At 38.1% G+C, this 12,518-nt stretch carries 15 protein-coding genes; 10 read left to right on the forward strand and 5 right to left on the reverse strand.

Annotated elements, in window-relative coordinates; translation table 11 throughout:
• Positions 1-55 precede the first annotated feature (55 nt).
• The 3 genes from B3C16_RS06480 to B3C16_RS06490 are packed head-to-tail and all read right to left on the reverse strand — an operon-like array spanning position 56 to position 1,862.
• A complete protein-coding gene (locus tag B3C16_RS06480; protein WP_291130033.1) occupies positions 56-454 on the reverse strand; it encodes a VOC family protein in 399 nt (132 codons plus the stop codon).
• Positions 447-848 carry a hypothetical protein gene (locus tag B3C16_RS06485; RefSeq protein ID WP_121312367.1) on the reverse strand — a complete coding sequence of 134 codons (402 nt, stop codon included), beginning with the start codon at positions 846-848 and terminating at the stop codon, positions 447-449. Before B3C16_RS06485 ends, B3C16_RS06480 begins: the two co-directional genes overlap by 8 nt.
• 54 nt (positions 849-902) lie before the next feature.
• Positions 903-1,862: a 2-hydroxyacid dehydrogenase gene (locus B3C16_RS06490; RefSeq protein WP_291130036.1), complete on the reverse strand. Its 960-nt coding sequence runs from the start codon at positions 1,860-1,862 to the stop codon at positions 903-905.
• Positions 1,863-2,085: 223 nt separating this feature from the next.
• Between B3C16_RS06490 and B3C16_RS06495 the strand changes: the two genes are divergently transcribed.
• The 9 genes from B3C16_RS06495 to B3C16_RS06535 all read left to right on the forward strand — a co-directional run bounded on the left by B3C16_RS06495 (position 2,086) and on the right by B3C16_RS06535 (position 9,192).
• The gene (locus tag B3C16_RS06495; RefSeq protein ID WP_291130039.1) at positions 2,086-2,568 is read left to right on the forward strand and encodes a c-type cytochrome; all 483 of its coding nucleotides are present in this window, start codon (positions 2,086-2,088) and stop codon (positions 2,566-2,568) included.
• Positions 2,569-2,630: 62 nt separating this feature from the next.
• Complete coding sequence (nosZ, locus tag B3C16_RS06500; RefSeq protein WP_291130042.1) at positions 2,631-4,610, forward strand: Sec-dependent nitrous-oxide reductase; 1,980 nt, start codon at positions 2,631-2,633, stop codon at positions 4,608-4,610.
• 51 nt (positions 4,611-4,661) lie between these two features.
• The gene (locus B3C16_RS06505; protein ID WP_291130045.1) at positions 4,662-5,252 is read left to right on the forward strand and encodes a hypothetical protein; all 591 of its coding nucleotides are present in this window, start codon (positions 4,662-4,664) and stop codon (positions 5,250-5,252) included.
• Positions 5,249-5,680: a nitrous oxide reductase accessory protein NosL gene (locus tag B3C16_RS06510; RefSeq protein WP_121312362.1), complete on the forward strand. Its 432-nt coding sequence runs from the start codon at positions 5,249-5,251 to the stop codon at positions 5,678-5,680. The genes B3C16_RS06505 and B3C16_RS06510 overlap by 4 nt, the downstream gene beginning before the upstream one ends.
• Complete coding sequence (locus B3C16_RS06515) at positions 5,677-6,906, forward strand: nitrous oxide reductase family maturation protein NosD (RefSeq protein WP_291130049.1); 1,230 nt, start codon at positions 5,677-5,679, stop codon at positions 6,904-6,906. Before B3C16_RS06510 ends, B3C16_RS06515 begins: the two co-directional genes overlap by 4 nt.
• Positions 6,903-7,625: an ABC transporter ATP-binding protein gene (locus B3C16_RS06520; protein WP_121312360.1), complete on the forward strand. Its 723-nt coding sequence runs from the start codon at positions 6,903-6,905 to the stop codon at positions 7,623-7,625. Before B3C16_RS06515 ends, B3C16_RS06520 begins: the two co-directional genes overlap by 4 nt.
• Positions 7,609-8,376, forward strand: a complete 768-nt coding sequence (locus B3C16_RS06525) for an ABC transporter permease subunit (RefSeq protein WP_121312359.1) — start codon at positions 7,609-7,611, stop codon at positions 8,374-8,376. Before B3C16_RS06520 ends, B3C16_RS06525 begins: the two co-directional genes overlap by 17 nt.
• A gap of 1 nt (position 8,377) precedes the next feature.
• Positions 8,378-8,749, forward strand: a complete 372-nt coding sequence (locus tag B3C16_RS06530) for a group III truncated hemoglobin (protein WP_291130055.1) — start codon at positions 8,378-8,380, stop codon at positions 8,747-8,749.
• Positions 8,749-9,192 carry a copper resistance protein CopD gene (locus B3C16_RS06535; RefSeq protein WP_291130058.1) on the forward strand — a complete coding sequence of 148 codons (444 nt, stop codon included), beginning with the start codon at positions 8,749-8,751 and terminating at the stop codon, positions 9,190-9,192. The genes B3C16_RS06530 and B3C16_RS06535 overlap by 1 nt, the downstream gene beginning before the upstream one ends.
• On the opposite strand, the gene nadB is transcribed toward B3C16_RS06535, so the two are convergent.
• Both nadB and nadA read right to left on the reverse strand, forming a co-directional pair.
• A complete protein-coding gene (nadB, locus tag B3C16_RS06540; RefSeq protein WP_291130061.1) occupies positions 9,173-10,720 on the reverse strand; it encodes an L-aspartate oxidase in 1,548 nt (515 codons plus the stop codon). The two genes, B3C16_RS06535 and nadB, sit on opposite strands and share 20 nt — an antisense overlap.
• Positions 10,720-11,649 (reverse strand): quinolinate synthase NadA, encoded by a 930-nt coding sequence (gene nadA, locus B3C16_RS06545; RefSeq protein ID WP_121312355.1) that lies wholly within the window; start codon positions 11,647-11,649, stop codon positions 10,720-10,722. Before nadA ends, nadB begins: the two co-directional genes overlap by 1 nt.
• A gap of 137 nt (positions 11,650-11,786) precedes the next feature.
• On the opposite strand from nadA, the gene ric reads away from it, so the two are divergent.
• Entirely contained in the window at positions 11,787-12,515 is a 729-nt protein-coding gene (gene ric, locus B3C16_RS06550; protein WP_291130066.1) for an iron-sulfur cluster repair di-iron protein, read from the forward strand.
• The last annotated feature ends 3 nt before the right edge of the window (positions 12,516-12,518 follow it).

Here is a 12,518-nt window from a genome sequence, read left to right on the forward strand (position 1 = left end):
TGATGGGTCTAATATATAAAATTCTTATAAAATAATACTATCCCTAGAAAAACTATTATAAAAAGGCGGTATCGATAGGTTCCCAAAGCTCAATCTTGTTGCCTTCAGGATCTAATATCCAGCCGAATTTTCCATAATCATAAGTCTCCATTTCGCCTACAATTGTTACACCTTCTTCTTTTAAAATTTTCAGCAAAGCCTCTAAATCATGTACACGAAAGTTCATCATGAATGGTTTTTCGCTGGGATTGAAATAGTTAGTCTTGGCCTCAAAAGGCGACCATTGCGTTGAACAATCATTCCCGTCTTTGTCTTTCCACCAAAACGTCCAGCCGTACTGGTCAGTTGGTATGCCGAGATGATTTTTATACCAATCTTTGATTTCGTTTGGATTCTCACTTTTAAAGAAAAACCCACCCAAACCCGTTACTCTTTTAAAATCATCCTTACTCATTTGCTTCTCTTTTATAAAAAATAGTGACTGCTAATAAAAGTAAAATCCCTTCCACCGTAAAGAAAAACAAAGGGTTAAAAACTTCCTGCGCTATATAACTACAGCCCAGTCCAAAGGCTAAAAAGCCGATGCTCATGTACAATACTTGCAATCTTGCCACGTGTTTGCCGTCTTTTATTGGCTTTGCCAAAAAGAACAACCAAATACTGGAAAGCAACATCATAATCGAAGAATACAGCCAAATCATTTGCATCCCTTGTGCGGCAACAGGCTGAATTTCTCCTTTTTTGATGTGCTCTAAAACGGCCGGCATTCCCATAAACGCATGAGGGAAAAATTGAATGAAAGTTAGAATTCCAACAATCAACACCAAGTAATAACTAGCTTTATTCATAATCAAAAGGGATTAGTTTATTATTTTCTTTTCTTCAAAAACGAGTCGTAATTTTTAATTCGTAATTCGTAATTGAATAATTTTATCCACGATAGTTTGCGCCAATTTCTCATGGCTTTCAAAGGTCCAACCGGCGATATGTGGGGTTAATAAAACATTTTCTGCTTGTAATAAATACTCAAAAGCTTTAGGCTTTTCACTATCGATGAAAAGATTTTCAAACGACAACTTTTCGTATTCTAACACATCCAATCCGGCACCCAAAATTTTGCCTGATGCTAAAGCCGCAACCAAATCATCGGTCACTACATTTTTACCTCGTGAAGTATTGATAAACCATAAAGGCTTCGCAAAAGCATTAATGAAATTGGCATTAACGATTTTATCGGTTTCCGGCGTCCATGGAATGTGCAAACTCAAAACATCGGCTTGGGCTTGCAATTCAGAAAGGGAAACTTGCCTGGCATAGACATCTCCTACATTGAGAAGAATATCATAACATAGCACTTCTACATCAAAACCTCTTAGTTTTTTCGCAAATGATTTTCCCATATTGCCATAACCGATGAGTCCAACAGTTTTGCCTTCAAGTTCATACCCACGATTGCCTTCGCGTATCCATTTGCCTTCGCGCACTAATTTATCCGCGCGATTGAGTTTGTTCATTACAGATAAAAGCATTCCCAAAGCATGTTCGCCAACCGCATTTCGATTGCCTTCCGGAGCTGCTATCAAATTAATGTTTTTAGAAATTGCATAATCACAATCAATGCTTTCTAATCCGGCCCCAACTCTAGCTATGAATTTGAGATTAGTGGCTTTGTCTAAAAAAGCCTTGTCAATTTTAAATCGACTGCGAATGACAACGCCATGATAGTGATGAATTTTGGCTTCAATTTCAGCTTTAGAAGAGGAAAAATCGGCTTCATTTTGAAAACCTGCTTGTTCCAATTGTTCCCATAATAAGGGGTGATTGCTATCGATATGAAGTATTTTAATGTCTTGGGTAAGCATGATAGTGATTTGAAAAGTAAAGATAGTATTTATGTAGAATATTTTTAAAAAGTCAACTTGTTTCTATACTTTCTGAGTGCAAATTCGCTTTTTTTTCACTCTTATCTTTAATAACTCCCTTATAAAATCATCAAAAAAAGTTTCTTCCCAACTATGACTGTAATCATAAAATTAACAGTTGTTTAATGTCGAAATTTGTTTAAGAAATTTTAATATACCTATCATGAAAAAATTATTTTTAATTCCGCTCGCCTTTTCCCTTCTAATAGCTTGTGGGAAAAAGGAAAAAGAAACAGAAGAGTATAATCCGGCAGCTGACCCAAGTGCAACTGAGACAACCGCTACTGACCCATCAACTTATGACCCAAAAAGAGGCGAGGGTAAATTTACAACTGTAGAACTAGGCGCTGCATTAGATGAGGCTATGGCTACCAAAGGTGAAGAAGTTGCCGGAGTTAAATGTACTTCTTGTCACAAAATGACCGATGAAAGATTAGTTGGTCCGGGATGGAAAGGGGTAACCGAAAGAAGAAAACCGGAATGGATTATGAACTTCATTACCAATCCTGACCCAATGATTGACAAAGACCCCGAAGTTCAGGCGCAATTAGAAATTTGTTTGGTGCGTATGCCAAATCAAGCCCTTACTGATGATGATGCCAGACACATCTTAGAGTACATGCGTAAAAATGATGGTGTAAAATAAACCAAAACCAAAGATTGGTTAACCCGTGAAAGTTCTGACCAATCTTATTAAAATCAATTATAATGAAAAATAAGTTTGTGAAAGCAATTTTTGCAATTGCTCTGGGAAGTGCTTTGTTCACTTCCTGTAAGCCAAAAAACTCGGGAGATGCTGTGAGTGGTGATGCTGCTCAAAAAGCCTACGTAGCGCCCGGGAAATATGATGAATTTTATAACTTCGTTTCCGGTGGCTTTAGCGGACAGCTGAGTGTCTATGGCCTTCCAAGTGGAAGATTGTTCAGAGTAATTCCGGTGTTCTCCGTTGACCCTGAAAAAGGTTGGGGATACAGCGAAGAAACCAAACCAATGTTAAATACTTCCAACGGATTTGTGCCTTGGGACGATTTACACCATACCGAAATGTCACAAACTAATGGTGAAGTTGATGGTCGTTGGGTTTTTGGTAATGCCAATAATACCCCGCGTATTGCTCGTATTGATTTGAAAACATTCAAAACTGCAGAAATCATTGAGCTACCTAATAGTGCCGGAAATCACTCTTCTCCATTCATCACGGAAAACACCGAATATGTGGTAGCAGGAACTCGATTTAGTGTGCCACCGGATTATGTTAATGGAGATGTAGCTATTAATACTTACAAAGAAAACTTCAAAGGTCATATCAGTTTTGTCAAAGTGGGAAAAGAGGGCGAAATGGACTTAGCTTTCCAAATCGTAACGCCAGGGGTAAACTTTGACCTTTCTCACGCAGGGAAGGGAAAATCACATGGTTGGTTCTTCTTCTCTTGCTACAACACTGAACAAGCCAATACTTTGCTAGAAGTAAATGCTTCGCAACGTGATAAAGACTTTATTATGGCTGTAAATTGGAAAAAAGCTGAAGAATACATCAAAGCCGGAAAAGGGAAAAAACAGTCGGTAAAATATGTTCACAACAAATGGGATGATAAAACCCATACCGCTACCTCTGTAATGAAAAATGAAGTATTGGTGCTAGATGCCGCTGCCTTAAAAGATATTTGTTACATGATTCCTTGCCCGAAATCACCACACGGTTGTGACGTAGATCCAACAGGAGAATATATCGTAGGTTCCGGTAAATTGGCCGCTTTGATTCCGGTATTCAGTTTCGATAAATTGATGGGCGCCATCAAAAACAAACAATTCGAAGGTGACTATGGTGGAATTCCGGTAGTAAAATACGAAGCTGCGTTACACGGTGAAGTTCAAAAACCCGGTTTAGGACCATTACACACTGAATTTGACGGAAAAGGAAATGCTTATACTACTTTCTTTGTCTCTTCTGAAGTAGTCAAATGGGATATTAAAACACTTAAAGTTTTAGACCGAGTACCGACTTACTATTCTGTAGGACACTTGTGCATCCCTGGTGGTGACAGTAAAAAACCATTTGGAAAATACTTAATCGCTTACAACAAAATTACCAAAGACCGCTATTTACCAACTGGTCCTGAATTAGCTCAATCGGCTCAAATTTATGACATCAGTGGCGATAAGATGAAGTTAATCTTAGACTTTCCCACCATCGGTGAGCCACACTATGCACAAGCCGCACCAGCCGATTTGATTCGAAATAACGGTCAATTGAAATTCTATAAAATTGCCGACAACAACCATCCTTTTGTAGCCAAAGGTGAAAAAGAAGCCAAAGTAGTTCGCAAAGGCAACAGAGTCGATGTTTGGATGACTTCAATACGTTCTCACTTTGCACCCGACAATATTGAAGGTATTAAACTGGGTGACGAAGTGTATTTTCACGTAACCAACTTAGAACAAGACTGGGATGTCCCACACGGATTTGCCATCAAAGGAGCCGACAACGGAGAGTTGTTGATTATGCCGGGTGAGACCGCAACCCTGAAATGGATTCCTAAAAAAACGGGGATATGGCCTATGTATTGTACCGATTTCTGTAGCGCATTACACCAAGAAATGTCAGGATACATTAGGGTTTCTCCAGCCGGAAGTAATGTTCCCATCACCTATAGTGTTGGAACCAACATACCAAAGGCTACCAAATAAAATTAACCAAAGGGAACAGATTTTATTTGTTCCCTTTTTTTCTCCAATGCTATGAAAAATTTAAAAATTTCTGGTTTGTCCAAAACATTGCTTTTGATAACAGGACTATTATTTACGGGCGCATTATTTGTTCCAATGTGGCAAATCCAACTCGAAGCACCACAATATCCTGAAGGACTCGTTCTCAAATTACACGCCAATAAAATAGGCGGTGATGTAGATATCATCAACGGATTGAATCACTACATCGGCATGGCAACTTTGCACACCGAAAACTTTTTTGAGTTTAAGGTTTTGCCTTACATCTTTAGTGCTTTTGCCCTTATTTCAATCTTGTTGATTTTTATAGCCAAAAGAAAAGCGGTGCTGGCTTTCCTAATTTCATACATAGTTTTTATTGCCTTAGCCGCAGTAGATTTCTACCGATGGAATTACGAGTACGGCCACAACCTCGACCCAAATGCCGCTATCAGAGTACCGGGAATGGCTTATCAACCACCACTTATTGGTTATAAACAACTGCTAAACTTCGGTGCCTACTCCATCCCCGACACAGGTGGTTGGATGCTGACCGCAGCAGGCGTTTTATTATTATTGGTGGTACTAAAAGAATATAAGTTTAATAAAAACAAAAAATCATGAAAAATATAGCCTTTGCATGTATCACATTATTAACCTTGATTTCATGCAGTTCCAATGAACCAAAGCCTATCAAAATCAATACAGATACTTGCGATTTCTGCAAGATGACGATTTCAAATGGTAAATTCGGAGCTGAATTAATCACCAAAAAAGGTAGGTATTACAAGTTTGATGACTTGACTTGCATGGTGCAATTCGCCAAATCTAATACCGTTGTTCCTTACCAGTCTTTCTTTGTCAATGATTATTTGAAAGACAACACACTCATTCCTGCCGAAACCGCTCATTTCATCATAGGCGGAAAAATTAATTCGCCCATGAGAGGTAACATAGCTGCCTTCCGTTCAGCGCAAGAACAAAACGAATTTGGCAAAAAACTCGAAGCCCAAACCACCACTTGGTCTGAAGTGTACAACGCTAATAAATGAAAAATTTAATTTATATATTATTCTTTTTTTGCCTAATCAGTAATGCCAAAACCATTACCGTAGGGAAAACCTATCCTGTCAAAACTATCAAACAAGCTTTGGCATTGGCTAACGATGGCGACACCATCATCGTTACCCAAGGAGTTTATAAAGAAGGTAATATTATCATCACCAAAAAAATTGCTTTTTTAGGCAAAAACTATCCGACACTCGATGGACAAAACAAAGCAGAAGTCCTTTCGATTACCGCCGATAGTGTCATTGTAAAAGGATTCAAAATCATTAATTCAGGCCACGCCGCTTTAGACGACCCATGTGGGATTAAAGTCTACGACCGAAGTTTTGTTAGAATAGAAAATAATATACTTGACAACAATTTTTTTGGTATTTACCTGCAAAACTGCAAAAATAGTGTCATCAAAAACAATACAGTTAAAGCTTATGGTAAACAAGAACAACTCATTGGAAACGGCATTCATTGCTGGAAAAGTGAGCACTTGCAAATCATAGGCAACAGAATCTCTGGTCATCGCGACGGCATTTATTTTGAGTTTGTAACCCAATCCGTCATTTGGAGAAATATTGCCAACTATAACATTCGCTACGGTTTGCATTTTATGTTTTCCAATGATGATTCTTACATCACCAATGTTTTCAAAGGAAACGGTGCCGGAGTTGCCGTAATGTTTACCAAAAACGTAAAGATGTTCAATAATTATTTTGAGGAAAATTGGGGTGATTCTGCTTACGGTTTATTACTCAAAGAGATTGCCGACAGTTATATTTTCAACAATCGTTTTGCACGAAACACTTCAGGAATATACATGGAAGGTACTTCCCGAGTTAAAGTCGAAAAAAACCTCTTTGAAGCCAATGGTTGGGGCATGAAAATCCAAGCCAGTTGCATGGAAAATGAAATAGTAAACAACAATTATATTGGCAACACTTTTGACATCAGCACCAACGGAAGTTTAGTGCTCAACACCTTCAACGGCAATTATTGGGACAAATATGAAGGCTATGATTTAAACAAAGACGGAATTGGTGATGTGCCCTATCATCCGCTAAGTTTGTTTGCCGTTCTCACCGAAAACAATCCATCGGCCATGATTTTATTCCGAAGTTTTATGATTACGCTTTTAGACAAATCTGAAAAAGTTTTACCGAGCATAACCCCTGATAATTTTATAGACAATAAGCCATTAATGAAGTCACTTCCATTATGATTGACATACAAAACATCGATAAAAAATTCGGCAAGTTAGCCGTACTCCAAGACATCAACCTATCGTTTCAAAAAGGTCAATGCATTGCACTAATCGGCCCAAACGGTTGCGGAAAAACAACTTTAATCAAGGCCATTTTAGGCATGGTTTTACCCGATAACGGTTCGATAATAGTCAACGGAAAATCCATCCTCGGGGAATATTTGTACCGAGAAAATATCGGCTACATGCCGCAAATAGGACGCTATCCCGACAATATGACCATCGGTCAAATTATCGATATGATTAAAAAAGTGCGAAACACTTCTACCACATTAGACGAAGATTTAATTCACGCTTTTGAATTGGACAAAATGTTCGACAAACAAATGCGAACTCTTTCAGGCGGAACTACACAAAAGGTCAGCGCAGTTTTGGCTTTTCTCTTTAATCCAGAGGTGTTAATTCTGGATGAACCAACAGCCGGTTTAGATCCATTGGCTTCCGAAATTCTGAAAGAAAAAATCATCCGAGAAAAAGAAAAAGGAAAACTAATTCTCATCACGTCGCATTTGCTCAGCGAATTAGACGATTTGATTACCGAAATCATTTTTATGCAAGAAGGCAAAGTACATTTCCACCAAAAAATAGAAGACTTAAAAGCTTCTACTAAAGAGGATAAAATCTCCAGAGCGATTGCTAAAATCTTAAAAAACAACCAACATGAACCGAATCATTAAAATCGTCTTACTCGACATACTGAAGAACAAAATCGTGTTGGCTTATACTTTGATTTTGGCCGCACTTTCTTGGAGTTCTTTCGCCTTAGAAGACAATGCTGCCAAAGGGTTATTGACCATACTCAACGTGATTTTATTCACCGTGCCGTTGGTTTCCATTTTGTTTTCCACCATTTACCTGTACAACTGTTCAGAATTCATCGAATTATTACTGAGCCAACCCATCAAACGCCGCAAAATTTGGACGAGTTTGTTTCTTGGTTTATCACTTTCCATGGTTTTAGCATTTGGTATTGGTGCCGGAATTCCGTTACTGGTTAATGCACCCGACAGTGTTGGACTGATGATGATAGCTATCGGCTGTTTGATTTCGGTCATTTTTGTGGCTTTGGCATTTTTGAGTTCGATACTCACACGCGACAAAGCGAAAGGCATCGGCATTGCCATTATGACTTGGCTGTTTTTTGCCTTGCTTTTTGACGGTATTGTTTTGTTTTTGTTGTTCCAATTGGCCGATTACCCTATTGAAAATGCAATGGTAGCTATAACCGCTTTGAGTCCGATAGACTTGGCCCGAATTCAGATTTTGATGCACTTGGATGTATCGGCTATGATGGGTTACACCGGCGCGATTTTCAAAGACTTCTTCGGCACAAATGTTGGTTTGGCAGTTTCATTCTCACTGCTCTGTCTGTGGGCGATTGTTCCGTTTTTTATTTCGCTTAAAAAATTCAATAAAAAAGATTTGTAACATGAAAACCGATATCAGAAATAGAAAAGACATAGAAAAATTGGTCAACACCTTTTACGAAAAAGTAAAAACAGACGATACAATTGGCTATTTATTCAACGATGTCGCCCATGTCAATTGGGAAACCCATTTGCCCAAAATGTATAACTTTTGGGAAAATATTCTTTTCTTTACCGGAAATTATGAAGGCAATCCGATGGCGAAACACAAAGAGTTACACCAAAAAAGTGCAATGAACCCTAATCATTTTGGACATTGGAACAAATTATTTACCGAAACCGTTGACAAGCTTTTTGAAGGACCAAAAGCCGAAGAAATCAAAAACCGCGCACTGAATATTTCAGCCGCCATGATGTTTAAAACGTTGAGCTAATGCAACACCAGATTATCTTAATTTTTCACTTATTGGCTGCAACCGTTTGGGTTGGTGGACATCTATTTTTGACTATTCGGTATTTACCCGAAGCTTTGAAAAAGAAAGACGCTTCAATTTTAATTAATTTTAAAAATAAATTCGAACCCGTTGGTTTACCTTCTTTAGTGATTTTACTATTTAGCGGAATTGCAATGGCGTATCATTATGACGTTACGTTTACCCAATGGTTTTCATTTTCCAATGGCATTGAGAAAATTGTATCGCTTAAATTATTGTTGCTTTTTATTTCAGTCGGAATGGCGATTAATGCCCAACTGTTTGTCTTTCCAAAAGTCAAATCCGAACATTTGTTACCTGTAGCAGTTCAAATTGTGACGATTAGCATTATTGGTGTTGTCATGTTAGTTTTGGGTAGTTTGGTTAGAATTGGAGGTTTATAGTTTTGCCTTCTTTAAAAAAACTTCCTCTGTTTTGGGTTCGTTTCAGCGAATAAGCCACAATCGGAATACTCACTTCTATACAATTTTTCAGTTCCAAAAAATCTTTAGTGACAGAATGCTCTTGTTCTATTTTTCGACATTCATTTTTCCAAGCCAGCAACTGCTTTAAAGTATTTTTTAAATCGGTGTCATTTCGAACAATCCCGGCATTTTGTTGCATGACATTTTGCAACTTTTCTCTAATTATTTTGGTAAAATCGGACGCTAACAAATTTCCTTTTCGATAAAAAAAATCTTGGAAATCAACTTTAGTTTCTTTTAGATTAACCTCCATTTCGCTTAAATAGTTGAAAATTTGATGTGCATAAACTAACGCTTCTAAAAGTGAATTGGAAGCCAATCGATTGGCACCATGTAAACCGGTTCGGGAACATTCACCACAAGCCAATAAATCTTCGATTGAGGTTTGCCCATGACGATTTACCACAACACCTCCACACAAATAATGTTGGGTCGGAATCACCGGAATCCAATCTTTTGCTACATCAAAGCCTTCTAATAAACAGTTCTGATAAATAGTTGGGAAATGTTTTTGGAATTCAATTCTGTCTAAATGCGTACAATCCAAGTAAACACAATTGTCCGCTGATTTTTTTAATTCGGTTTCAATGCTTCTCGAGACAATATCGCGTGAAGCTAATTCGCCTCGAACGTCATAATCAAACATAAAACGATGACCATTTTTGGTTTTCAAATGTGCTCCAAAACCGCGAACCGCTTCCGATATCAAGAAAGTTGAAACCGAATTGGGCGCATACAAAGCTGTAGGATGAAATTGAATGAACTCCATATCTTTGATAATCGCTTTAGCCCGAATCGCCATCGCAATACCATCGCCGGTGGCAACTTTCGGATTGGTCGTTTGTTGGTAAACCTGACCTATACCGCCGGTAGCCAAAACGGTAAAACGAGAACGAATCGTGATAATTTCATTGCTTTTTTCGTCCAAAACATAAGCACCGTGACAAACATCAGCACGCATCATTAAATCAATCGCAAAATGAAAATCAAGAATTTCGATATTTTTTCCCTGATGGGCTTTTACCAAAATAGCTCTTTCTATCTCCAGTCCGGTTTGGTCTTTAAAATGGACCACACGATTATTGGAATGACCGCCTTCTTTGCCTAAATCAAATGTTCCGTCGGCAGTTTTATCGAATTGTGTTCCCCATTGGATTAATTCTGCTAAACGTTTTGGCCCTTCTTTTACTACCATTTCAACTATGTTTCGATCACATAAACCGTCTCCGCAAAGTAACGTATCGTTGATGTGTTTTTCAAAATCATCGGTTACGCTGTCAATCACTACGGCTATGCCACCTTGTGCATATTTAGTATTCGATTCGTCTTCATTGGATTTGGTGACAACCAACACTTTTCGATCCGGAAATTGTTCCGCCAGTTTGATGGCTACCGTCAATCCGGCTATACCCGAACCTAATATCAGATAATCAGTTGTTATCTTCATTATTTGGACAATTCAAGCATTCGTTTAATAGGAATAATGGCTTTGTCTGCAATTTTTTTGGGCACTTTAATTTCCGGAGATTCTGTGAGCAAACAATCGTAAACTTTGCGAAGCGTATTGAGTTTCATGTAGGCACATTCACTGCAAGCACATGTATTGTCCTCTATTGACGGCGCAGCAATTAGTATTTTATTCGGTACTTCATCCTGCATTTTGTATAAAATTCCGGCTTCGGTGGCGACTATGAATTTGTTTTTCGGACTTTGCTTCGCATACGCAATCATGCCTGAGGTAGAACCGATATAACTCGCCGTTTCCAAAATATGTGCTTCCGATTCCGGATGTGCAATGATGGCAGCGTCCGGATGTTCTTTGTGTAATGCAATTAATTTGTCTAAAGAAAAGGCCTCGTGAACAACACAACTTCCATCCCAAAGCAACATTTTTCTGCCTGTTTTTTTATTGATATAGTTCCCTAAGTTTTTATCCGGCGCAAAGATTATAGGAATGTTTTCGGGAACTGAATTCACAATTTTTTCCGCATTGGAAGAAGTACAAACCAAATGACTTAAGGCTTTAATTTCGACCGAACAATTTACATATGTAATTACAATATGATTGGGATGTGCTTCGATAAATTTTTTAAAAATCTCCGGTGGACAAGATTCCGCCAAAGAACAACCTGCTTCTAAATCGGGTAATAAAACCTTTTTCTTTGGATTAAGTAGCTTGGCGGTTTCAGCCATAAAATGAACACCGGCAAATACGATAATATTAGCATTTACCTTTTCGGCTTCTTGCGATAATCCTAAGCTGTCTCCAACATAATCGGCGATTTCCTGTATCTCGGGTTGTTGGTAATAATGAGCCAAAATCACGGCGTTCTTCTCCTTTTTTAGTTGGAGAATCTTCTCTTTTAAATTTTCCATGCCTTTTACTTAAGTAACCACAAAATAAGGGCTGAAAAAGTAAATTTTCTATGACTTTAATCATATGTCAGTACCCAATTATGGTCTTACTTTTGAGAAACCTTAATTTTTAAAATTAAACTTAAAACATAACGAATATGAATACTTTAGAACAAATAACCATAGGAGAATTTGTTGCAGACGATTTCAGAACGGCTGCCGTTTTTTCCAAATATGGTATCGATTTTTGCTGTAAAGGCAACCGAACTTTAGAGGAAGTCTGCGAAAAAAAAGGGTTAGATCCAGCCGATATCCAAGAGGAACTAAATGCCGTTTTAGAATCAAAATCAGATAACAATATCGACTTCAAATCATGGCCAACCGACCTACTTATCGACTACATCGAAAAAACGCACCACCGTTATGTGGAAGAAAAATCAACCGCGCTTCTTTTCTATCTTGATAAACTTTGTAAAGTACACGGAGAAAGACATCCGGAGTTGTTTGAAATTGCGCTTCACTTTAAAATTTGCGCAGGAGAATTAGCCCAACACATGAAAAAAGAAGAGTTGATTTTGTTCCCATTCGTCAAAAAAATGTATTACGCACTAAGAGACAACACTTCGATTGAACAACCTCATTTCGGAACCGTAGACAATCCAATTGCTATGATGCAGGAAGAACACGAAAATGAAGGCGAACGCTTCCTAAAAATAGCGCAATTGACCAATGATTACCATCCGCCGGCAGATGCTTGTGAAACATACAAAGTCACTTTTGCGATGCTGAAAGAATTCGAACAAGATTTGCACAAACACATCCATCTCGAAAACAACATCGTGTTTCCAAAAGCCAAAGCCATGGAAGCCAAATTCAATATTTCATAATCA

Origin of the sequence: Flavobacterium sp. UBA7682 (assembly GCF_002482945.1) — a bacterium.
Lineage (GTDB): Bacteria > Bacteroidota > Bacteroidia > Flavobacteriales > Flavobacteriaceae > Flavobacterium.